The organism is Virgisporangium ochraceum (assembly GCF_016863655.1).
Taxonomy (GTDB): Bacteria; Actinomycetota; Actinomycetes; order Mycobacteriales; family Micromonosporaceae; genus Virgisporangium; species Virgisporangium ochraceum.
This window is the reverse complement of record NZ_BOPH01000083.1, coordinates 95518-118860: the sequence shown is the minus strand read 5'-3', so window position 1 is coordinate 118860 and position 23343 is coordinate 95518. Positions and strand designations below refer to the sequence as shown.

The window sequence follows — 23343 nt, the reverse complement described above, 5'->3', positions numbered from 1 at the left end:
CATCGGCGGCGGTGACATACTCCGGGGGATGGACGTTCAGCGGTTGCGGGCCGCGGTCGACGCGGTCGTGCCGCGGGACGACGTCGCGTCCGCGTCGGAGGCGGGCGGACTGCGGTACTGGGCGCGGCTCCTGGAGCACGACCGTCCCGAGTGGACGGACCGGGTGACCGCGGTGCTCGACCTCCTCGACGAGCGCGCCGGCGGCCGGTTCGCCGACCTCGACGCCGGGGCCCGGGAGCGGGTGCTCGACGGGCTCCTCGGGAACGCCGGGTACCTGTGGTTCGCCGACGCGGTGAACGCCGGGTTCTACGCCGATCCGGGCAACCTCGGCAACGACGGCGCGGTCTCGTGGCGGATGGTCGGCTGGGACCCGGGTGCGCCGCCCGTCCGCGAGGTCGGCGCGCCGGCGGTCCTCCGGCCCGCGGACCTGCGGACGCGGTACGACGCCGTCGTGGTCGGGTCCGGCGCGGGCGGCGGGGTCGCTGCGTGGGCGCTGGCGCGGTCGGGACGGTCGGTGCTGCTCGTCGAGCGCGGCGGGCTCACCGCGCCACGGAACGACCACCTGCGCAGCCCCCGCGTCGACGGGTCACTGGCGTACACGTTCGGCGGCGGGACCCGCGTGTACGGCGCGCAGGCGTGGCGGTTCACGCCCGAGGACTTCGCGATGGCCGGCACGTACGGGGTACCCGACGGCAGCGCGCTCGCCGACTGGCCGATCGGCTACGACGACCTCGAACCGTTCTACACCCGGGCGGAGTACGAGATCGGCGTGTGCGGGTCCGACGCGCCCCATGCCGGCGCGACGCGGCGGTCGCGGCCGTACCCGATGCCGCCCGGTCCGGTCACCGAGTCGGCGCGACGCCTCGGCGCGGCCGCGCGGACCCTCGGCCTCAGCACGGTTGCGGTGCCGCTCGCGGTGAACTCCGTGCCGTACGACGGCCGGCCGGCGTGCGCGGCCTGCCGCGAGTGCGTCGGGTTCGCCTGCCCGGTCGACGCGAAGAACGGGTCGCACAACACCGTGCTGGCCCGCGCGGCGGCCACCGGCAATCTCAGCGTCCTGCTCGGCACCCGGGTGCGGCGCGTGGTCACCGACGCGCGCGGCACGGTGACCGGCGTCGAGCTGTCGGACGGCCGGCGCGTCGACGCCGCCGACGTCGTGGTGGCCGCAGGCGCGGTGGAGTCGGCCCGGCTCCTGCTGTGCAGCACCAGCGACCGCGAACCCGACGGGCTCGGCAACAACCACGACCTGGTCGGCCGGCACCTGCAGGGTCACGTGTACGGCGGCGCCGTCGGCGTGTTCGACGACGTGGTCGCCGACCTCGTGGGTCCCGGACCCGCCATCTCGACCCACGACTTCCGCCACCGCAACGACGGCCTCGTCGGTGGCGGCATGCTCGCCGACGAGTTCGTGCCCACGCCGGTGAACACCTACGCCTACCTCCGGCAGGCCGGGCTGATCGGTCCGCACGGTCTCGCGGCCAAGAACGGGATGCGGCACCTGACCCGGCGGATGCAACGCGTCGTCGGGCCGGTGCAGGAGGTCACGTCGGCGGAGTCGCGGGTGCGCGTCGACCGGTCGGTCGTCGACCGGCACGGGATCCCGGTGGCGGTGCTCAGCGGCGGGCTGCACCGCAACGACCTCGCGGCGCAGCGGCTACTGGGTGAGCGCGCCGCCGACTGGCTGCGCGCCGCCGGCGCCACGACCGTTGTCGCGTACGGGCCGCCGCGGGCCGACCTGCCCAGCAGCGGACAGCACCAGGCGGGCACGTGCCGCATGGGCACCGACCCGCGCACCTCGGTCACCGACCCGGCCGGCCGCGTGTGGGGCCACGACAACCTCCGGGTCGTCGACGCCTCGGTCCACGTGACGAACGGCGGCGTCAACCCGGTGCTGACCATCTTCGCCAACGCCTTCCGCGTGATGCACCACTGGCTAGACGGGGCCCAGGCGCCGTAGCGCCGCCTCGACGGCGGCCTCGACGCGGGCGGTCATGCCGGGCACGTCGACGGGACGGCGCCCGGCGACCTGGCCGCGGATCCACTTCGACCCGCTGTCGTCGTAGTGGAGCAGGGCGTACAGGTCCCACCACGGGTCGAGGGTCACCCCGGCGACCGACTCGTAGAGCGACCGGAGCCGCTCCGCCCATCCGGGCGAGTAGAGCGCCGCCAGGTACCGCCGGCAGTGCCCGACGTCGATCGCGCGCGACCCGCGATGGATGGAGTTCCAGTCGGTCAGCCCGGTGATCCTCCCGCGCGACCACAGGATGTTGACGGGCAGGAGATCGCAGTGCAGGAAGACGGCGGGGTCGTCGGGTGACGGCGCCGCCATCGCGCGGAACGCCGCCGTCCACACGGCAGGCTTCCGCGCGTGCGCCGGCACCCGGAACCCGTCGCGCGGAGCGATCCAGGAGTCCGCCCACGGTCGGAACGTCGTCGCGGGGAGGTCGAGGGAGTGCAGCGACGCGGCGAGCTCCGCGATGCTCGTCAACCAGGACCCGGGGTCCGCCGGGTCGAGGTCGACGTGCCCCGGCAACCGGGTCATCAGCAACGAGGGCGCGCCGCCGGTCGAGGCACCGGCGACGTCGGCGGCCAGGATGCCCGGAACCGGCAGCCCGCTTCCCGCCACGACTCCGAGGTTGGCGATCTCCTTCTCCAGGGCCTCCCGCAGGCCGAGCCCGCCCGGATACTGCCGCAGGACGACGAACGTGCGCACGCCACCCCGCTCGACGATCAGCCGGTTGACGGCCGAGCAGACGCCGCCGGTCATCCGGCGGTAGCCGACGACGCGACTGCCCCGACCCATCGACGCCGCGACCCAGGCGAGGGTCTCCGGGGAGGGCCGGCGCTGCCTGAACCCGTCGTCCCGCCAGTCGCCGTCGGTCATGGGCGCGAGACTATTCGTCGCGGGCGCCGCCGGGCGAGTCGGTTGCTGGCCTGATACCCCGGTAGGGGGCGCGGAACATACCGCGGTAGGCAGAGCCGGGCCCCGCCCGGCACGTAGCCTGACCACGTGGACCCGAGCACCATCATGCGCGATCTGCGGATGCTGGCGGTCGGCGCCGGCGCGCCCGGCACCCCGCCCCGGCGGCCGTGGATCCTGCGCCGGTTCGGGCTGCCGCTGCTGCTGCTGGGAACGCTGGCGGTGGGCATGGGCGCCGTGTCGGGCGTCAGCCACGGCGGGGCGGCGCAGGTCGTCGCGTTCCTCGGGGTGGTGCCGCTGACGCTGCTCTGGTACCGCCCGCTCGTCGCCTGGCGGCTCGCGGCGCTCGTGGCCGTCCTTTCGTTCTTCTTCCCCTTCCCCGACGCCGCCGACTGGCCGTGGGCGCCGGCGTCGATCCCGGTGTTCCTGGCGGTGCTGTTCGGGGTCGCGGCGACCCAGCGGGCGGTCGTCACGCTGGGAGTGTGGCTGGTCACCGGCCTGCTCGTGCTGTGGCAGGCGAGCAGTGGCAACGGGCCCGGCATCATCATCTTCGTCACGATCGTGATGCTGGTGGGTGACCAGGTGCGGCGCCGCCGGCGCACCCAGCGCGACCTCGAGTCGGAGCAGGAACGCAGCGCCGTGCTCGCCGAACGCACCCGGATCGCCCGCGAACTGCACGACGTGGTCGCCCACCACATGTCGATGATCGCCGTGCGCGCGGAGACCGCGCAGTACCGGCTCGGCGCCGTCGAGGAGCCCGTGCGCGCGGAGTTCGGCCAGATCTCGGCCGCCGCGCGGGAGGGCCTGGCCGAGATGCGCCGGCTGCTCGGCGTGCTGCGCAGCGACAACCAGGAGACGCTCACCGCGCCGCAACCGGGCCTCGGCGACCTCGACGACCTCGTCGCGACGGCGCGCGCCGCCGGCGCCGACATCACCCTGCGGCCACTGGACGATCCGTCCGGCGTGTCGCCGGCGGTGGAGCTGACCGCGTACCGGGTGGTGCAGGAGGCGCTGTCCAACGCCGGCCGGCACGCGCCGGGGGCGCCGGTGTCGGTCGCGCTCACGCGGGTCCACAATGGACTGGATGTGACGGTGCGCAACGGGCCCACGGACCGGCCGGCGACGGACGCCGGGCCGGGGCACGGGCTGCGCGGCATGCGCGAGCGGGCCGCGATGCTCGACGGGACACTGACGGCGCAACCGGCCGCCGACGGCGGGTTCGTGGTGCACGCCGTGTTGCCGGTGACGGAAGGGGACCGATGATCCGGGTGATGGTCGTGGACGACCAGGCGATGGTGCGCGAGGGGTTCGCCGCGTTGCTGGCCGCACAGCCCGACATCACGGTGGTGGGCGACGCGGCCAACGGCGCCGACGCGGTGACAGCCAGCCGCCGGCTCGACCCAGACGTCATCCTCATGGACGTGCGGATGCCCGTGATGGACGGCCTCGCCGCCACCGAGCGCATCCTCGACGTGCCGTCGGGCGCGACCGCGCCGAAGGTACTGATCCTCACCACCTTCGATCTCGACGACTATGTGTTCGGCGCGTTGCGGGCCGGCGCCAGCGGATTCGTGCTCAAGGACGCGCCGTCGGCTGAGCTGGTGCACGCGGTGCGCGTCGTCGCGTCGGGGGAGGCGCTGCTGGCGCCGTCGGTCACCCGCAAGCTGATCGCCGACTACACGCGGCGCGGCCGGCCCGACAACCGGCGGCACTCCGCGGCGCTCGGATCGCTGACGCCGCGGGAGACCGACGTGCTGCGGCTCATCGCCGACGGCCGGTCGAACCAGGAGATCGCGGAGAACCTGGTGCTCGCCGAGCAGACGGTGAAGACGCACGTGAGCCGGCTGCTGACGAAGCTGTGTCTGCGTGACCGCGCGCAGGCGGTGGTGTTCGCCTACGAGAGCGGGCTGGTCGTTCCCGGGAACTGATACTCCGGAGCCACCTACGGTGGGCTCCGTGGGGTGACGCCCGACGGGCATCCACGTCCATAGCTTCACGACATGACCTCGTGGATCCTGCGCACCATCGCCGCCCTCGTGATCGGCGCGCTGCTCGCGATCGGGCTGCCGGAGGCGCGGTCGCCGCTTCCCGCGGCCGTGCTCGCGGTCGCCGGTGACCTGTCGACCGCGACCCGGATCGCCGTCCTGGTACCCGGTGCCGACACGACACCCGCGAACTTCCACAGTGGACTCGGTGGCGTGCTGCGCCGGTCGCCGGCGTGGCAGGCGCGGCAGCTCGCCGACGCCGCCGGTCCCGGTACGGCCGTCGTGGCGTGGCTCGGATACGACACGCCGCGCGGGATCGGCCGCACGGCGATCCGGTCGGAGCGGGCGGTCGCGGCGGCGGACACGTTGGTGCGGTACGTCTCCGGCCTGCCTCCACATGCGACGGTGGTACTGGTCGGGCACAGCTACGGCAGCGTCGTGCTGGCGTACGCCGCGCCGCGGCTGCCGGTGGCCGTCACCGACCTCGTCGCGATCGGCAGCCCCGGCATGGACGTCGACTCGGTCGCCGACCTCCGCACGACCGCACGGCTGTGGGCGGGCAGCGCGCCCGACGACTGGACCCGGCGGATCCCGCCGCTGCGGGTGTTCGGCGCCGGACACGGCCGCCACCCCACCGACCCCGCCTTCGGCGCGCTGCCGCTCGACGTGCACGACGCCGACGGTCACGACGGTTACTTCCAACCCGGGACGGTGTCGCTCGCGAGCATCGCCGGTGTGCTCGACGAGAAGGCGGTGGTGTCGCTGTGAAGAGGGACCGTTACCTGGACGCGCTCCGGGCCGGCAGCCTCCTGGTCGTGGTGGCCTGGCACTGGTTCGGCACCACGCTGGACCCGTCGACCTACTCGACCCGGCCGAGCGTCTCGGCGCCGGGGCTCTTTCTCGCCAGCTGGGTGCTGCAGGTGATGCCGGTGTTCTTCTACGTCGGCGGCTGCCTGCACCTGAAGGCGTACCGGCCGGGGTACGTGCGGTCGCGGACCGTCGGGCTGCTGCGCCTGGTGGCCCCGCTGCTCGCCGGCTGGGCGGTGATCGGCGCGGTGCTCGCGGCGCTCGGCGGGCTGGAGTGGGCCCGGTCGACGGTGGAGTTCGCGCTCAGTCCACTGTGGTTTCTCGCGGTGTACCTGATGCTGGTGGCCCTGCTGCCGGTGGCGGTGTGGCTGCACCGGCGGCTGGGCCTCGGCGCGCTCGCCGTGCTCGGCGCCGTCGCGGTGGTGGTCGACGTGCTGCGGATCGGGTTCGCGCTGCCCGGGGTCGGCTGGGTCAACCTCGTGGTCGTGTGGATGCTGGCGCACCAGGCCGGGTTCCACCACGACCGGCTCGTCGCCGCCCGCCGGACCGTGGGGTACGGGCTGCTGTCGGCCGGCGTGCTCGGGCTGACCACGCTCGTGGTGGTGTTCGGGTACCCGGGCTGGCTGGTGGGCGTCTCCACGGAGAAGTGGTCGAACATGTCGCCGCCGACGGTCGCGATCGTGGCACTGGTCGCGCTCCAGGCCGGTCTCATCAGGCTCGTCCAACCGTTCGCGACGCGGGCGCTCGCCACGCCGCGGGCCGGCCGGATCCTCGACCGGCTCAACCGGTACGGGATGCCGGTGTACCTGTTCCACCTCAGCGCGTTGCTGCTGGCCGTCGTGACCGGGTGGGTGGTCGCCGGTCTCGCGCTCGCGTTGGTGGTGCGGGTCACGGGGCGCGATTTGTCGGTGGGGGTCGCTAAGGTGGCCCGCGTCGATCGGAGACGCGCGACGAGGGGGACGGCGTGCAACGGTTCGAGCTGGTCGCGGGTGCGTCCGCGAAGTTCTGGGAGGTCGGGCGCGACGACGTCACGGTCACCGTGAGGTTCGGGCGCCTCGGCACCGCCGGGCAGGCCCGGGCGACGACGTTCGGCTCGGTCGCGGAGGCCGAGGCGCACCTCGCGAAGCTGGTCGCCGAGAAGGCGACGAAGGGCTACCGGCCGATCGCGTCGATGTCGCTCGTTGCGGTGACGGCGCCGGTGGAGACCGTCGACGAGGAGTCGCTGGTTCTTCCGGACCGGTGGCGGGCGGCCGCCTGGCCCCGGCGCGACCGGGAGGTTCCCGTCGTCACGCCGGCGCGGCCGGGAACCGAGCTCGACCTGCTGCGCCGCAACGCCGACGCGCTGCGCGAGCGGCTCCACAGGGTGATCACGCGTCCCGACGTGCGTGCGGCCGGCCTGGCCTACCTCGACGCGCGGCTGGCGGCGGCCGGTGGCGGCGACGACCCGTTCGGGGCGGCCGTGCTGATCGTCGCGGCCGGCACGGTCGTGCCGTACCGCGACCGCGACCTGCTGGCACCGGTCGCCGACGACTGGGTCGCCCGGCTCGGGTACGGGTTCGCCGCGGCGGCCACCGTCGAGCTGGGCGGGCTCGCGCTGGCGGGTCCGAACCGCTACCTCGACGACGCGGTCGGTGTGGTGCGGGTCGGTACCGCCGGGTTCCCCGACCACTACCTCCCGCACTGGTTCCCGCTGGCCGTGCGGACGCGCGTGCTGCTCGCCGCGGCCGGCGGGCCCGACCGCGACGGTGCGGTCGCTGCCCTCACGCGGTACCGCGCGGGGCGGCACGAACACCACCGCGCGCTCACCTCGTTCCTGCTGCCCGACCGGCTCGACTGGGTCGCGGCCGACTGCGTCGACCTGGCGTCGACCACCTACCACCTCGTCGGTTACGCGCTCGGTGCCGCCGCGCACACCGCCGACCAGGTGCGGGCGATGACCGCCGCCGGGCGGCTCACCGAGGCCGGCCACGACCCGCCGTTGCTGGCCACGCTGATCACGGGCGTCGGCACCGGGATCGCGCCGGTGCTGTCCGAGTGGGTCGACCGGGTCCAGCAGACCGCCGACGTCGTGCGGCAGGTGTGCACGGCGCTCGCGCTCGTGCCCACCGACGAGGCGTTCCGGCTGCTCCTGTCGCGGGCCGACCACCGGCATGCGCGGGCGGCGCTGCTCGACGCGATCGACCGGTTCCCGGTCCGTGCGCTGCGCCTGCTCGCCGCCGCGCCGGCCGACGACCGGGCGGCGGCCGGGCTGCTGCGGTCCCACGTGCTCGGCCACCCCGACCTGGTGGAACGGGCGCTGCCGGGCCTGCCGGCGGCGGCGGCCGCGCGGGTCCGGTCGATCGTCGACGGCGCCGCGGCGGTCGCGGTCGCGGCCGTGGAGGCGCTGCCGCCGGTGCTCGCCGACCCGCCGTGGGCGCGGCGGAAGCCGGCGGCGAAGCCGGTCGTCGTCGGCGGGCTCACCGCGCCGGTCGAGGCGGCGATGGCCTGGGAACCCGGTGAACGGGAGGCGTTCCTGGCCCTGAAGGCGTCGGTCGCCGACCTGACGCGGGGGAACAACGAGGGGTTCGGCTGGGCCGAGCTCGCGGCCACCGAGTTCGACGGACGCTCCCGCTACCAGGGCCGGGCCGAGGTCCCCATCATGGTGCACGCGCCCGACGAGGTCACCCGGCCGCGGCTCGCCGGCTGGGTGCCGCGCGCCGCGTGGCAGATCGGCGCGGTCGCCCCGGCGCTGGCCGGCCGGTACGAGCTCGACGTGCTGCCGACGCTGCTCGCGCTGACCCGCGAGCACACGTGGGACCTGCTGCCGGCGCTGATGCCGTACGCGTCCAGCGAGGTGGCGGTGCTCGTCGCCGGCTGGTACGGACTCAGGACCGTGCGGGCCGACGCGGCCGTGTGGTTGAGGCGGCATCCGGGCGTCGCCGCCCGCGCCCTGGTACCGGCCGCGGTCGGGAAGGTCGGGGTGGCCCGGCGCAACGCCGAACGGGCGCTGCGGGTGGTCGCCGGCGCGGGTCACCGGGCCGAGGTGCTGGCCGCCGCGGCCGACCACGGCACGGCGGCGCTCGGCGCGGTCCAGGCGTTGATCGACACCGATCCCGTCGAGGTGCTGCCGGCGCGGCCGCCGGCCGTGCCCGACTGGCTCGATCCGGCGCTGCAGCCGCAGGTCGTCCTCGCCAACGGCGCCGGCGCGCTGCCGCCCGACGCGGTGCGCCACCTGTGCACCGTGTTCGCGTTGTCGACGGTCGCCGAACCGTACGCGGGCGTGGCGCAGGTGGTCGCCGCCTGCGATCCGGAGTCGCTGGCCGGCTTCTGGTGGGAGGCGTTCACCCGGTGGCGGCAGCTCGGGTACCCGAAGACGGCCGGGTGGGTGCTCCAGGCGCTGGGGCTGGTCGGTAACGACGAGACGGTCCGCCGGCTGGCGCCGCTGGTCCGGGTCTGGCCGGGGGAGGGCGGGCACACCCGCGCCGTCGCCGCGCTCGACGTGCTGGCGGCCATCGGCACCGACGTGGCGCTGATGCACCTGAACGGGATCGCGACCTCCGTGAAGTTCGCGGGCCTGCGCGAGCGGGCGCAGGAGAAGATCACCGAGGTAGCCGCCGGCCTCGGGCTGACCGCCGGCCAGCTGGCCGACCGGCTGGTGCCCGACTTCGGACTCGGTGCCGACGGGAGCCTGGTGCTCGACTTCGGGCCGCGGTCGTTCACGGTCGGGTTCGACGAGCGGCTGCGGCCGTACGTCGTCGACGGTTCAGGCGCCCGGCGGGCCGCGCTGCCGAAGCCGGCGGCGAAGGACGACCCCGACCTGGCGACGGCCGCCGTGGCGCGGTTCGCGGCGCTGAGGAAGGACGTGCGCACCGTCGCCGCCGACCAGCTCCACCGGTGGGAACGGGCGATGGTGACCGGTCGCGAGTGGACCGGCGCCGAGTTCCGCCACCTGTACGTGGGCCACCCGTTGCTGGTGCACCTGGTGCGGCGGCTCGTCTGGGTCACTGGCGACGGCGCGTCGTTCCGGGTGGCCGAGGACCGGACGTTCGCCGACGTCGACGACGAGGTGTTCACGGTCGCCGACGACGACCGCGTCCGGGTCGCGCACCCGCTCGACCTGGGCGACACGGTCACGGCGTGGTCCGGGCTGTTCGCCGACTACGAGCTCCTGCCGCCGTTCCGGCAGCTCGACCGCGAGACGTACGCGCTCACCGACGACGAGGCCGCGGCGAGGCGGCTCGACCGGTGGACCGACGTCACCGTGCCGACCACCCGGCTGCTCGCCCTGGAACGGCGGGGCTGGCGGCGCGGGGCACCGGAGGACAACGGCGTGCAGGGCTGGTTGCAGCTCCCGGTCGGCGACCTCGTCGTGGTGGCGGAGGTCGATCCCGGCATCGTCGTCGGCGACCCGGGGATGTTCGCCGAGCAGCGGATCGTGCGGGTGTGGCTGAAACGGCCCACCGACCGGTGGTGGGTGACCGACCGGGAGGGCGCGCGGTTCGGGGTCCTCGGTCCGGTCGCGGCGTCGGAGCTGCTGCGTGACCTCACGGAGGTGACCTCGTGACGTGGGCCTGGCCGAAGGGCTGGCTCGACCAGGTGCTGCCCCGGCGCTCCGGTGGCGGCCGGCTCGGCGGGGTCCCGGTGCCGCCACGGCTCGACGTCGACGGTGGCCGGCACCTGTTCACCGCGGCGGTGGAGAACCTGCGGCCACACCTGGAGGCGCCCGATCCGGTACCCGACCTGAACGCGGCCGCGCTGCGGTACCTCGACGGCGACCCGAGCCCGCTCGGGCTGGCGGCGCTGCTCGCGCCGCGGCTCACCGGCGACGAGACGTGGTCGGCCCTCGCCGACGTGGTGTTCTCCGTGCACGGGCCCGCGTTCGCGGCGCGCACGGTCGCGGAGCTGGCGGGGCTGACCGGGCGGTGCTACGGCCGGTTCTTCTCGCTGGAGCGGTTCACCGGATGGACCGGCTGGGACCCGCGGGCCGACTGGTCCGGGGTGGCCCGGCTGATGCGGGTCCGCCTCGCCACGGTGTCCGACGCCGACCACGTGCGGGTCGTCGCCGCGCTCGCGCCGTACCGTGCCGGGCCGTTCGCCCAGCGGGCCCTGACGTCGTACCTCGTGCCCGACCAGGTCCCGTGGGTGGCCGCCGACTGCGCCGACGCGGCTTCGTCGGGCGCGCTGCCCGACGCGCTGCTCCTGTTCGGCGCGGCGGCGACGGTCGAGCAGTTCACCCAGGTGGCCGCCGTCGCCCGGGCCGGTGCCGGGCCGACGACCGTCGGCGGGGTGGCCACGCTGCTCGACGTGCTCGGCACCGACGCGGTGCCCGTCCTCGAGTCGTGGGTGGCCCACCGGCACACGCGCGACACCCTCGAGCCGGTGTGGACCGCGCTCAGCGTGCTGCCGTCGGATGCCGCGCTCGACGCGCTGGTCACGCGGGAGCCGAGCCGGTACGCGACGGCGTTCGTCCGGCGGGTGATGACGCGCGAGCCGGAGCGGGCGATGGCGGCGCTGGCCCGGGCCGGCGGCGTCGACCTGCTCCGCGACCACGTCGTCACCCGGCCCGACGTCGCGGAGCGCGTGCTGCCCGGCCTTCCCGACGCCGCCGCAGCGCGGATCCGGGCCCACCTGTCGCCGGCCGGCACCGACGACGGTCGGGTGCCGGTCGACGAGCTGCCGCCGCTGCTGCGCCGTCCACCGTGGACACTCAAGCGGCGGGCGCGGCCCGTGGTCGTCGAGGGGCTGGTCGCCGCGCCCGAGGTCTCGATGGTGTGGGCGCCGGGGGAGCCGGCGCCAGACCCCCGCCAGCGGCTGCGCAGCGGCGCGAAGCCGGTGACGCCGGACGAGGTCGAGTCGCTGCTCGCCGGGGAGACCTGCTGCGACGAGCACCGGCTGCGCAACCTCGCGCTGTGGCCCGACGACGTGCTCCGCCCCGTCGCCCACCGGATCCCGGTTCCGGTCAACCGCGACTCGTGGGGTACCAGCGACACGCAGTGGCTGCTGGCGGTCCGGTTCGGGGCCGACGCCCTGCCCGCCGTGCTCGCGCCGGCCCGGGAGGCGCCGCGATTCAACTCAGCCCCGCTGCTGCCGTACGGCGCCACCGAGGTCGCGGTGCTGATGGCCGGGCTGCTGCGGCTGGCGTCGATGAAGGCGTTGGCGGGGGAGTGGTTCACCCGGCATCCCGGCGTCGCCGCGCGGGCGCTCGTCCCGCCGGCGCTCGGCGCGGCCGGTCCGGCCCGGCGGCAGGCGGAGAAGGCGCTGCGCCTGCTCGTCGCCGAGGGCTTCGAGGGCGAGGTGCGGGCGGCCGCCGCCGGGTACGGCCAGCCGGCCGCCGACGGCATCGACACCCTGCTGCGCACCGACCCGCTGCACCTGCTCCCCGGCCGGGTGCCGGCGCTGCCGGCCTGGCTCGACCCGCGGCTGCTGCCGCCGCTGCGGGTGCCCGACGGGCGGGCGCTGCCCACCGACGCCGTCATCCACGTCCGCACCGCGCTCGCACTGTCCACAGTGGACGAACCGTACGCGGGTGTCGACGTCGTCCGCGGGACCTGCGACCCCGCCTCGCTGGAGGCGTTCGCCTGGGCGATGGCCGACCGGTGGGCCGACGCCGGGTACCCGGCCCGCGAGCGCTGGGTCTACACCGCGCTCGGCCTCGTCGGTGGCGACGACACGGTCGAGCGGCTGGTGCCGCAGCTGGAGCGGTGGCAGAGCAGCGGCGCGCAGGCGCGAGCGGTGCTCGGTCTCGACATCCTCGGCGCGATCGGCACCGACCGGGCGCTGATGCACCTCGACCGGTTCGCCCGCAAGGCGAAGACGTGGTCGCTGCGCAGCGGTGCCCGCGCGCGCATCGAGGCGGTCGCCGAGGCCCGCGGGCTGACCCCGGAGCAGCTCGCCGACCGGCTGGTGCCCGACTTCGACCTCGACCGCGACGGGCGCATGACGCTCGACTACGGTCCGCGGCGGTTCGTCGTCGGCTTCGACGAGCAGTTGCGCCCCTACACCGCCGACGCGCACGGCGCCCGTCTGAGGACGGTGCCGAAGCCCGCCGCGAAAGACGACCCGGAGCGCGCGCCGGCGGCGTACTCGCGGTTCGCCGCGTTGAAGCGGTCGGTGCGCACGGTCGCCGCCGAGCAGGTACGCCGGTTCGAGAAGGCGATGGTGTGGCGGCGACGCTGGCCCGGTGCCGAGCTGGCCACGCTGTTCGTCGCGCACCCGCTGCTGCAGCACCTCGTCCGGCGGCTGGTCTGGATCACCGACGACGGGCACGCGTTCCGGATCGCCGAGGATCGCACCTACGCCGACGTCGACGACGACCGGTACGCGCCCGCCGACGACGCGCTCGTGGGCGTGGCGCATCCGGTCGAGCTCGGCGCCACGGTGAAGGCGTGGTCCGAGGTGTTCGCCGACTACCAGATCCTGCAACCGTTCCCGCAGCTCGGCCGCGAGACCGACACGTCGGCCGAACCGCTCGACCGCTTCGTCGGGCGCACCACCACCGGCGGCCGGGCGCTCGGCCTGCGCAGCCGCGGCTGGGAGCTCGACGACCCCGACCGCGGCCACTCCTTCCGGCTCGCCCTGCCCGGCCAGACCAGCGTCAGCGTCTGGTTCGACCCCGGCATGGAGTTCCTCGGCGGGTTCGACCCGGCCGCGCCCCAGACCGCGGCGCGGATCGACGTCCGCTCGGGCGTCGACGAGATCGCGTTCGAGCGGCTCCACCCGGTGAGCCGGTCCGAGGTGCTGCGCGACCTCACCCACGTCCTCGCACAGGGAAGCAGACGATGAGCGAAGACCGGTTCGAGTGGCCGCCGGCGTGGCGGCGCAGGGTGCTGCCGCGGCGCGGCGGGATCCGCGTCCCTCCGCCCGGGCCGGCGCCGGAGGCCGACGCGTCGGCGCTCGCCCGGCGGGGCAACCGGGTGCGGGTGGCGCTGGAACGGCCCGGCCACGAACCCGACGTGGTCGAGGCGGGGCTGCGGGCCATCCCGGTCGTCACGCGGTCCGACGACGCGGGCACGGGGCAGACGCCGTTCGGGGTGGCCGTCGCGGTCCTCGCGAGCCTCGCCGCGGTCACCGGCACCGAACGCGACGAGATCGACGGCGTCGCCGACCTGCTGGTCGTGCGGTACGGGCCGGTGTTCGCCGCGCAGACCGTCGCCGAGCTCGGCGGGCTGTGGACCGGTGCTCCGGCGGCGGGACGGGCACCGGTGATCCGCCGCCGCACCGCCGCCGACGGGCCGGCCGAGGTCCCGCCGCCGTGGGCCGGGTTCGCCGGGCACGTGCGCCGTCACCTCGGCACGGTGTCCGCCGACGGGCACCGGCAGGTGGTCGACGCGCTGGCCGCGTACCGGGGCGGGGTGCTCCCGCAGCGGGCCGCCACGTCGTTCCTCGTGCCCGACCGCACCGACTGGGTCGAGGCCGACGTGGCGCTCACCGGCCGGCGGGCCGGCGGCGAGGGCTGGCTGCTGCTGCACGCGGTGCGCGACGCCGACCGGGCCGGCGGCCTCGCGCGTGACCTGCCCCCGCTCGCGCTCGTCGGTCGCCCGGAGGTCGTCGCGACCCTCCTCGACGGGGTCGGGCCGGCGGTCGCGCCGGTCCTCGACGCGTGGGTCGACCGCGTCGGGTTCGACCCGGCCACCGTGCGGCTGCTGCTGTCGGCGCTGGCCCGGGTGCCCACCGACGACGCGTACCGGATGCTGCTCGACCGGGCCGCCCGGCCGTTCCTGGCGGAGGCGACGCGGCGGTTCCCGCACCGGGCGCTGCGGCTGCTCGCCGCCGGGGGACGCGACAGGCAGCTCCTGCGCGAGCTGGTGCTCACCCGGCCCGACGTCGTCGACCGGGTCCTGCCGGCGCTGCCGGCCGAGGCGGCGCAGCGGGTCGAGCGGATCCGCGACGGGGCCGCCACCACCGTCGTCGGCCCGGATGCGCTGCCCCGGGTGCTGGTCGCTCCACCGTGGACGGTCGCGGGGGAGCGGCCGGCGCCGGCGGTGGTCACCGGGCTCGCCGCGGAGCCGGAGAACGCGATGGCGTGGCGGCCCGGCGAGCGGGAGGAGTGGCTGGCCCACCGCGACGCGATCGCGACCACCCGCGACGACGGCGGACCGCCGACGGCGCACCAGAGGCTGACGCTCGTCGCCTGGGGACCCGTCGGGGCCGTCCGGTCGGCGCTCGCCGACCGGATGCGCTCGTACGTCCCGGAGCCCGACCGGTGGATGCCGGTCGTCGTGGCGCGCTTCGGGCTCGACGTGCTGGAGTTCATGCGCGCGCGGGCGGAGGAGTACCCGTCGGGAGTGGCGCGGTACCTCATGCCGTACGCGAGCGGCGACCTCGCCCCGATGATGGCCGGGTGGTACGCGCGGCGCCGGGCCGGCCGCGCCCCGGCGGTGGAGTGGCTCGACCGGCACGCGGCGGTGGCCGCCCGAGCCCTCGTCCCGCTGGCGCTGGCCCCGCTGGAACCCGGCGGGTCCGCGTGCTCCCGTCGCGACGCGGAGGAGACGCTGCGGATGCTGGCCGCACGCGGTCACGACGTCACCATCCGGGAGGCCGCGGCCGGGTACGGCCCGGCGGCCGCCGACGGCATCGCCGCGCTCCTCGACACCGACCCGCTCGACGTGCTGCCGGCGAAGATCCCGACGCTGCCCACCTGGATCGACCCGCGGCTGCTGCCGCCGGTGCGGCTGCGCGACGGCGGCGGCGTGCTGCCCGCCGACGCGGTGCGGCACCTCTGCACGATGCTCGCGATGTCGCGGCTCGACGCCCCGTACGCGGGCGTCGCGGACGTGCGGGCGGCCTGCGACGCGGCCGACCTCGGCTGGGCGCTGTTCGAGCGGTGGGTGCGCGCGGGCATGCCGAGCCGCGACAACTGGGTGCTGCCGGCGTTGGGACTGATCGGAGACGACGAGACGGTGCGCCGGCTGAGCCCGGTGATCCGGTCGTGGCCGAGCGGCGGCGGCTACCCGCGCGCGTTCGTCGGGCTCGACGTGCTCCGCGCGATCGGCACCGACGTCGCGCTCATGCACCTGTACGGGATCGCGGAGAAGACGCGGCACAACCGGGTCCGGGAGCACGCGCGCACGCGGATCGCCGAGATCGCCACCGACCGCGGCCTGACCCTCACCGAGCTGGCCGACCGGGTGGTGCCCGACTTCGGCCTCGACGCGAACGGGGGCCTGGTGCTCGACTTCGGGCCGCGGTCGTTCGGTGTCGGGTTCGACGAGCAGCTGCGGCCGTACGTCGTCGACGGCACCGGCCGGCGGCGTTCCGCGCTACCGAAACCGGGCGCGAAGGACGACCCCGACCGCGCGCCGGCGGCCGTGAAGCGGTTCGCCGGGCTGAAGAAGGACGTGCGCACCGCCGCCGGCGACCAGATCCGCCGGCTCGAACGGGCGATGGTCGACCAGCGGCGGTGGTCGGCCGCCGACTTCCGCACCCACCTGGCCGGGCACCCGCTGGTGCGTCACCTCGTCCGTCGGCTGGTGTGGGGCACCGACACCGGCGAGACGTTCCGGGTGGCCGAGGACGGCACGTTCGCCGACTCCGGCGACGACGTCTGGGCGCTCCCCGCCGACGCGACCGTGCGGATCGCGCACCCGGTCGACCTCGGGCCGGCCGGCAAGGAATGGGCGGAGGTGTTCGCCGACTACGAGATCCTGCAACCGTTCCCGCAGCTCGACCGGGAGACGTTCGCCCTCACCGCGGCCGAACGCGCCGCGCCGGCGCTGCTGCGCTGGAAGGGCCGGGTGGTGCACACCGGCCGGCTGCTCGCGCTGGAACGGCGCGGCTGGCAGTGGGGTGACGTGCGCGAGGGCGGTCTGCGACCCTGGTTCGAACGGGCCCTCCCGGGCAGTACCCTGATGATCATGATCGACCCCGGTATCCCGGTCCTCCAGCCGATGGGCATCACCGAGCAGTGCATCGACGAGGTCGTGATCCGGTGGCCGGGCGGCGACCCGTGGTCGTCCGACGGCCCGCTCCCGATGGGCACGCTCGACGACATCGCGGCGTCGGAGCTGATCCGCGACCTGGAGGACGTTGTCCGATGACACTTCGCGTACAACGGCCGCCGGCCGAGGTGCGGTACGCCGACGAACTGGCCCGCCTGCGGGCCGCCGACGACGGCGAACGGCCGCCCGGCTGGGCGTTGAGCCTCACCGCCGCCCGCCGGTTCGTCGTCGGCGACGAACGGGACGGGATCAGCCGCAAGTTCGTCGGCGATCCGTCGCTGATCGACCGGGCGCTGGTCACCCTGGCCACCAACCGGGGGCTGCTGCTCGTCGGCGAGCCCGGCACGGCGAAGTCGCTGCTGTCGGAGATCCTGGCCGCGGCGGTCAGCGGCGACTCGACACTCACGATCCAGGGCGGGGCCGCCACCACCGAGGACTCGATCCGCTACTCGTGGAACTACGCGCTGCTGGTCGCCGAAGGGCCGTCGGAGCGGTCGCTGGTGCCGGCGCCGCTGCTGCGCGGCATGGCCGAGGGACGCACGGTGCGGTTCGAGGAGATCACCCGGTGCCCCCTGGAGGTGCAGGACTGCCTGCTCTCGCCCCTGAGCGACCGGGTGCTCGCGATCCCCGAGCTGAGCGGCGGCAGCAACCGCTGGTCGGCCGCCGAGGGAGGCGACGGCTCGATGGTGTTCGCCCGCGACGGGTTCAACATCATCGCCACCGCCAACACCCGCGACCGGGGCGTCAACGAGATGAGCGCCGCGCTCAAGCGGCGGTTCAACTTCGAGACCGTGTTCCCGATCGCCGACCTCCAGACCGAGCTGGCGCTCGTGGAGGCGGAGGCGGGAGCGCTGCTGCGCCGGTCGGGGGTCACGGTCGCGCCGCGGCGTGACGTGCTGGAGGTGCTGGTCACCACGTTCCGGGAGCTGCGCACCGGCCAGTCGGGGCGCGGCGACGCGATGGAGCGCCTGAGCACCGTGATGAGCACCGCGGAGGCGGTGTCGGTGGCGCACGCCGTCGGGGTGCGGGGCTGGTTCCTGCGCGGCGAGGCCGGCACCGCGGAGGACCTGGTGTCGTGCCTGGCCGGCACGGCGGCCAAGGACAACGCGGAGGACCTGGCGAAGCTGCGGCGCTACCTCGACCAGCAGGTCAAATGGCGTCGGGACGGGCAGTGGCCGGCACTGCACGCCGCCCGCCACCTGCTCCCGGGCTGATGGAAACGGTCGGCGTGCCCGGAGGCGGCTCGGGGGTCACCTTTGTCGGGGTGCGGCATCATTCGCCGGCGTGTGCGCGGTTGGTGGAGGCGACGGTCACCGCGTTGCGGCCGGCGTACGTGCTGGTCGAAGGGCCGGCCGACCTCAACGGGCGCATCGAGGAGCTGTTGCTCGGCCACGAGCTGCCGGTCGCGATCTTCAGCAGCTACCGCGACCCGGAGCGGACACACGGCTCGTGGGCGCCGTTCTGCGGGTACTCGCCGGAGTACGTCGCGTTCACGGCCGGCCGCGCGGTCGGCGCGCGGCTGCGGTTCATCGACCTGCCGGCCTGGCATCCGGCGTTCGCCCACCGCACGAACCGGTACGCCGACGCCGAGCAGCGGTACGCCACGGTGGTCGAGCGGCTGTGCGCCGAGTTCTCCGTCGACAACGTCGACTCGTTGTGGGACCACCTGATCGAGATCGACGGGTCCGACGGGCTCGCCGACCGGCTCGCCGCGTACTTCGACCTGGTGCGCGGCGACGGTGCGGCCGGCGACGACGACACGGCCCGCGAGGCGTACATGGCGCGCTGGATCCGGGCGGCCGCGGCCGACGCCGGCGGTCGGCCCGTGGTCGTCGTCACCGGCGGGTTCCACCGGCCCGCGCTCATGCGTCTGGTCAGGGACCTCGAGGGGACCGGGAGCGGCTGGCCCGACGTGCCCCGCCCGCCCGACGACGCGGTCGGCGGCAGCTACCTGGTGCCCTACTCGTTCCGCCGCCTCGACGCGTTCGACGGCTACCAGTCCGGCATGCCGTCGCCGGCCTACTACCAGGACCTGTGGGACCACGGGCCGCAGGCCGCCGCCGACCGGCTCACCGGCGCCGTCGTCGCCCGGCTGCGCGCGCGGAGCCAGCACGTGTCCACCGCGTCGCTGATCGCCGCGCGGGCGACGGCGAGCGGGCTCGCGATGGTGCGCGGCCACCGGTACCCGGCCCGCACCGACGTGCTCGACGGGCTCGCCGCCACGCTCGTCGGCGAGGCGCTCGACGTGCCGCTGCCCTGGTCGTCGCGGGGCACGCTGCGGGCGGGCAGCCATCCGGTGGTGGTCGAGATGGTGGCGGCCCTCAGCGGTGACCGGGTCGGCCGGCTGCACCCCGACACCCCGCTGCCGCCGCTGGTGCACGACGTCGAGGCCGAACTGGAGCGCCACCACCTCGACGGCGCCCGCACCGTCGACCTCGACCTCACCACCGGCCCGGGCCGCGCCGCCAGCCGGGTGCTGCACCGCCTGCGCGTGCTGCGGATCCCCGGCGTACGGCGGGAGTCCGGCCCCACCACCGGCGCCGACCCGGTGTTCGAGGAGCGGTGGACGCTCACGCCCGTCACCGAAAGGCTTCCCGCCCTCATCGAGGCCGGCGCGTACGGCGGCACCCTCGACGCCGCCGCCACCGCGCGGATCGAGGAGCGCGCCGAGGCCAGCGGCGACGTCGAGGTGCTGGCCGGCGCCCTGTTCGACGCCGCGCTGTGCGGCATCGGCACGGTGTCCGACCGGATCCTGCGCCGCATCGACGCGTCCGTCGGCGCCGCGCCCCACCTCGGCCCGCTCGGCGCGGTGCTCACCGTCACCCTGATGCTGTGGCGGCACGACCGGCTGCTCGGCACCGCGCGCAGCCCCGCCTTCGGGCGGGTGATCGGCGCGGCGGTGCGCCGGGTGCTGTGGCTCGCCGAGGGCCTGCACGGAGGACCCGCGCCGGCCGACCCGGCGCGGCTGAACGCCCTGGTGGCGACCCGCGACGCGGTCGTGCACGCCGGCGACGCCGTCGGCGCCGACCGTGGACCGGCGCTCGACGTCATGGCGCGCATCGCCGTCGACCGCACCGCACCGCCCGACCTGCGCGGCGCCGCGTTCGGGTTCACATGGTCGCTCGGCGCGCCCGCCGGTGACGCGGCGACCGCCGTCCGCAGCGCGGCCCTGCCGGACACCGTCGGCGACTGGCTCGCGGGGCTGTTCGCGCTCGCGCGCGAGGAGGTCCTGCACGCCGACGGGGTGATCACCCTGCTCGACGACCTCGTCGACGGCATGCCCGAGCACGACTTCCTGGTCGCCCTGCCCGCCCTGCGGCAGGCGTTCAGCTGGTTCCCACCCCGCGAACGCGAGGTCATCGCCGGCCTCATCCTCACGCGCCGCGGCCACCGGGGGACGGCCCGGGCCTTCCTCCGCCAGACCGTCGACCCGGACACCCTGCTCCGCGCGCGGACCCTGGAGCACCGCGTCGACACCGTACTCGCCCGGGAGGGCCTGGCATGACCCTGGATCCGGGGCTGGAGCGGTGGCGGCTGGTGCTGGGGGAGGCCGGCGGCGCCGTCTGCGGCGGGGGCGGGCTGTCCGGTGACGGGGCGGGACGCGACGCCGCGCTCGACTGGCTGTACGGCCGCGACGAGGACCTGGCGAAACGGGGCGTCAGGCGCGGACCGGGAGCGGGCCGGGGCGACGGCTGGGGCGACGACGGGGGCCCGGGCGGACGCGAAGGGGGCAGCGGACCGTCGCAGCTGACCACCGTCGACTGGCTCGACGCGATCACGCGGCTGTTCCCACGCGAGACCATCGAGCGGCTGGAACGCGACGCGGTCGAGCGGTACGAGATCCTCGACGTGGTCACCAACCCCGACGTGCTGTCGCGGATCGAGCCCAACGCCACGCTGCTCAAGGCGGTGCTGCGCACGAAGCACCTGATGAACGCCGACGTGCTGCGGCTCGCGCGCCGCATCGTCGAGAAGGTGGTGCGGGAGCTGGTCGAGAAGCTGGCCCGCGAGGTGCGGGTCGCGTTCTCCGGGCCGCGGTCGCGCACGCCCAGCCGCTTCAAGCTGGCCCGCAACTTCGACGTGCGGCGCACCATCCGCGACAACCTCGAACACTACGACCCGCAGCGGCGCCGGATCGCGGTGCAGACCCCGCACTTCCTGTCGCGCACGCGCAGGCACCTGGAGCGCTGGCAGGTCATCCTCATCGTCGACCAGTCGGGGTCGATGGTGTCGTCGGTGATCCACTCCGCGGTCACGGCGGCGTGCCTGTGGGGGCTGCCCGGGGTACAGACGCACCTGGTCGCGTTCGACACCGAGGTCGTCGACCTGACCAGCGACGTCGACGACCCGGTCGAGCTGCTCATGAAGGTGCAGCTCGGCGGCGGCACCGACATCGCCCGTGCGGTGGCGTACGGTGCGCAGCTCGTCGAGCAGCCCCGGCGGGCCATCCTCGTGGTGATCACCGACTTCTACGAGGGCGGCAGCGAGGCGGCGCTGCGGCGTACCGTCAAGGACCTCGTCGGACAGGGGACGACCGTGCTCGGCCTCGCCGCCCTCGACGAGGAGGCGAACCCCAGCTACGACCGCGAGCTCGCCCAGAGCCTCGCCGACCTCGGTGCGCACATCGGCGCGATGACCCCCGGCGAGCTGGCGGCGTTCGTGGCCGAACGGGTCGGGCGATGAGGGCCGACCTGCTCGCGTTGACCACCGACGCGTTGACCACGCTCACCAACCGGGGGCTGGTCAAGCGGGCCTCCAAGGAGGTCGAGGCGGCGGCGCCCGCACTGGTGCTCGCCGACGACGGCACGCTCACCGGCACGTCGGCCGACGGGATCGTCACGACGGTGCCGGTCGGGGGCGGGCTCGACGCGGCGACATGCACATGCGGGGCGAGCGGGGTGTGCCGGCACGTGCTCGTGGTGGTGCTGGCGTACCAGGGCTCTGCGGCGTCCGACCCGGGTACGGCGTTGCCACGCGACGCTGACACAGGGGCGTCACCACCACGTGCGTCATCTGACAAGAGCGCGAGCGACGGATGGACGCCGGGGACGTTCACCGACGAACAGCTCGAGGCGCGGATAGGGCGACGACTGATGACCGCGGCCCGGCGGGCGGCGCGGGCCGGTTACGTGGCGCGGGTGGTGCGGGCGACCGCGACCGACCCGGCGCCGCGCGCGGAGCTGAGCTCGTGTTCGGTGCGGTTCCTGGTGCCCGGCGACCTGGGATTCACGCACACCGATGCGGTGAAGGGCGCGCGCGACGACGTGATCGCGTTGGCCGTGTGGGCGTTCCGCGTGGCCGACGAGCGGCATCCCGGTGCGGCCGACGTGCAGGTGCAGGTCCAGGTCGGTGAGGTCGCGGACGCCGTCGAGGCCGGGCTGGTGGAGGCGGTCGCGCTCGGAGCGGACGTGTTGCGGACCGGCGCGGTGCACGCCGGCGCGGGGCTCGCCGGCCCGGTCGCCGCCGTGCGGCGCACGCTCGACGCGGCCGGGCTGCGGTGGCCGCTGCTGGCCGTCGACGACCTGGCCGAACAGCTCGCCGCGTACGCCGACCGCAGCACGCGGTACCGCCCCGACCTGCTGGCCGACCTGGTCACCGAGCTGCACGCCCGGCACCGGGCGGTAGGCGGCGGCGGATCCGGGCTGCGGTCGCGGATCCTGGGCACCGAGGAGGCGGCGCAGACCCCGCTGCGGCGGCTGCGGTTGGACGGGCTGGGCTGCCGCGTCCGCGGCTCCGAGACCGAGCGGGTGGTGGAGATCTTCCTCGCCCACCCGGACAGCGCCACGGTGCTGGTCGTCCGTCGACTGTGGACGGTCGCGTCGTTCGGTGAGCGGGTCGCCGGCCGGCGGGTCGGCGGGGCCACGGTGGCGGCACTGGCGGCCGGGTCGGTGGTCACCGAGTCGGCGGTGCGCAGCGCCAGCCGCGCCGTACGCCTGGGTACGGGGAACATCGCGAAGACCACGGTCGGCCCGTCGGCCGGGGCGTGGCACGAGCTGCCGTCGAGCCTCGTGGTGCGCGACCTGATGGCGGTCGCCGAGGAGCTCGACGGCCTGCCGCCGCGGTTCGTGCGTCCGCGCGTCGAGGCGGAGCTGGTGCGGGTGGTGGAGATCGCGGAGGTGCGGGAGCTGTCGTACGCGCCCGGCGCGCAGCGGCTCGACGCGGTGATCGCCGACCGCGAGGGCTGGACCGGCGTGGTGTCGTCGACGTACCGGCCCACCGCACCGGGCGGCCTGGACTCCCTCGCCCGCGCGCTGCGGGGCGAGTACGGGCGGCCGCGGTTCGTCAGCGGGCCACTGCGCCGGCACGCCGGTGCGGTCGTCGTCGATCCGCTGGCGGTGGCGGTCGACGGTCGGGTGGTGGTCCCGGACCTCGCCGTGGACGAGACGGGCGTCGTCGTCTCCCCGGGCGTGCCGCCGGCCGCCGACCCGATCGACGTCGCGGTCGAGGGCGCGATGTCGGTGCTGGCGGAGGTCGCGCACCGGGGGCTCGACCACCTGCCGGCCGGGTTCGGGGAGCGGGTCTCGGCCGCGGCGGGGGAGTTGTCGCGGGTCGGGCTCGGCCGGGCCGGCCGGGCCGTCTCCGGGTTCGCGGAGACGCTGAGGGCCGGGCCGGCGGACGACGCGGTGACGGCCTGGGTGGACGCGTGGCTGCGGCTGGCGGTGACGTCGGATCTGCGTTGACCGTGCCGAGCGGCGCGGTGACCGGTGGCGTGGGC

The 23343-nt window shown here is 75.5% G+C and carries 13 protein-coding genes; 12 read left to right on the top strand and 1 reads right to left on the bottom strand.

Annotated features, from left to right (window positions below; all coding sequences use genetic code 11):
• The first annotated feature begins 28 nt into the window (after positions 1–28).
• The gene (locus Voc01_RS29365; protein WP_203930826.1) at positions 29–1957 is read left to right on the top strand and encodes a GMC family oxidoreductase; all 1929 of its coding nucleotides are present in this window, start codon (positions 29–31) and stop codon (positions 1955–1957) included.
• Here Voc01_RS29365 and Voc01_RS29360 read toward each other — a convergent pair.
• Complete coding sequence (locus Voc01_RS29360) at positions 1934–2884, bottom strand: phosphotransferase family protein (protein WP_203930825.1); 951 nt, start codon at positions 2882–2884, stop codon at positions 1934–1936. The genes Voc01_RS29365 and Voc01_RS29360 overlap by 24 nt on opposite strands.
• A gap of 126 nt (positions 2885–3010) precedes the next feature.
• Between Voc01_RS29360 and Voc01_RS29355 the strand changes: the two genes are divergently transcribed.
• The 11 genes from Voc01_RS29355 to Voc01_RS29305 all read left to right on the top strand — a co-directional run bounded on the left by Voc01_RS29355 (position 3011) and on the right by Voc01_RS29305 (position 23308).
• Positions 3011–4183, top strand: coding sequence for a sensor histidine kinase (locus Voc01_RS29355; RefSeq protein ID WP_203930824.1), 1173 nt, complete (start codon positions 3011–3013; stop codon positions 4181–4183).
• Positions 4180–4848 (top strand): response regulator, encoded by a 669-nt coding sequence (locus Voc01_RS29350; protein WP_203930823.1) that lies wholly within the window; start codon positions 4180–4182, stop codon positions 4846–4848. The genes Voc01_RS29355 and Voc01_RS29350 overlap by 4 nt, the downstream gene beginning before the upstream one ends.
• A gap of 72 nt (positions 4849–4920) precedes the next feature.
• Positions 4921–5673, top strand: coding sequence for an alpha/beta fold hydrolase (locus Voc01_RS29345; RefSeq protein WP_203930822.1), 753 nt, complete (start codon positions 4921–4923; stop codon positions 5671–5673).
• Complete coding sequence (locus tag Voc01_RS29340; RefSeq protein WP_203930821.1) at positions 5670–6755, top strand: acyltransferase family protein; 1086 nt, start codon at positions 5670–5672, stop codon at positions 6753–6755. The genes Voc01_RS29345 and Voc01_RS29340 overlap by 4 nt, the downstream gene beginning before the upstream one ends.
• Positions 6677–10255, top strand: coding sequence for a DUF4132 domain-containing protein (locus Voc01_RS29335; RefSeq protein WP_203930820.1), 3579 nt, complete (start codon positions 6677–6679; stop codon positions 10253–10255). Before Voc01_RS29340 ends, Voc01_RS29335 begins: the two co-directional genes overlap by 79 nt.
• Positions 10252–13473 carry a DUF4132 domain-containing protein gene (locus Voc01_RS29330; protein ID WP_203930819.1) on the top strand — a complete coding sequence of 1074 codons (3222 nt, stop codon included), beginning with the start codon at positions 10252–10254 and terminating at the stop codon, positions 13471–13473. Before Voc01_RS29335 ends, Voc01_RS29330 begins: the two co-directional genes overlap by 4 nt.
• Positions 13470–16727, top strand: coding sequence for a DUF4132 domain-containing protein (locus Voc01_RS29325; protein ID WP_203930818.1), 3258 nt, complete (start codon positions 13470–13472; stop codon positions 16725–16727). Before Voc01_RS29330 ends, Voc01_RS29325 begins: the two co-directional genes overlap by 4 nt.
• Positions 16724–17842: an ATP-binding protein gene (locus Voc01_RS29320; protein WP_203930817.1), complete on the top strand. Its 1119-nt coding sequence runs from the start codon at positions 16724–16726 to the stop codon at positions 17840–17842. The genes Voc01_RS29325 and Voc01_RS29320 overlap by 4 nt, the downstream gene beginning before the upstream one ends.
• Complete coding sequence (locus Voc01_RS29315) at positions 17842–20133, top strand: DUF5682 family protein (RefSeq protein ID WP_203930816.1); 2292 nt, start codon at positions 17842–17844, stop codon at positions 20131–20133. Before Voc01_RS29320 ends, Voc01_RS29315 begins: the two co-directional genes overlap by 1 nt.
• Entirely contained in the window at positions 20130–21311 is a 1182-nt protein-coding gene (locus tag Voc01_RS29310) for a VWA domain-containing protein (RefSeq protein ID WP_203930815.1), read from the top strand. Before Voc01_RS29315 ends, Voc01_RS29310 begins: the two co-directional genes overlap by 4 nt.
• A complete protein-coding gene (locus Voc01_RS29305; protein WP_203930814.1) occupies positions 21308–23308 on the top strand; it encodes a YehQ family protein in 2001 nt (666 codons plus the stop codon). The genes Voc01_RS29310 and Voc01_RS29305 overlap by 4 nt, the downstream gene beginning before the upstream one ends.
• Positions 23309–23343: the final 35 nt, after the last annotated feature.

Coding starts and splice junctions, on each gene's coding strand:
- Voc01_RS29360 (WP_203930825.1), bottom strand. CDS start 2,884: ATGACCGACGGCGACTGGCGGGACGACGGGTTCAGGCAGCGCCGGCCC.
- Voc01_RS29325 (WP_203930818.1), top strand. CDS start 13,470: ATGAGCGAAGACCGGTTCGAGTGGCCGCCGGCGTGGCGGCGCAGGGTG.
- Voc01_RS29320 (WP_203930817.1), top strand. CDS start 16,724: ATGACACTTCGCGTACAACGGCCGCCGGCCGAGGTGCGGTACGCCGAC.
- Voc01_RS29315 (WP_203930816.1), top strand. CDS start 17,842: ATGGAAACGGTCGGCGTGCCCGGAGGCGGCTCGGGGGTCACCTTTGTC.
- Voc01_RS29345 (WP_203930822.1), top strand. CDS start 4,921: ATGACCTCGTGGATCCTGCGCACCATCGCCGCCCTCGTGATCGGCGCG.
- Voc01_RS29310 (WP_203930815.1), top strand. CDS start 20,130: ATGACCCTGGATCCGGGGCTGGAGCGGTGGCGGCTGGTGCTGGGGGAG.
- Voc01_RS29350 (WP_203930823.1), top strand. CDS start 4,180: ATGATCCGGGTGATGGTCGTGGACGACCAGGCGATGGTGCGCGAGGGG.
- Voc01_RS29305 (WP_203930814.1), top strand. CDS start 21,308: ATGAGGGCCGACCTGCTCGCGTTGACCACCGACGCGTTGACCACGCTC.
- Voc01_RS29365 (WP_203930826.1), top strand. CDS start 29: ATGGACGTTCAGCGGTTGCGGGCCGCGGTCGACGCGGTCGTGCCGCGG.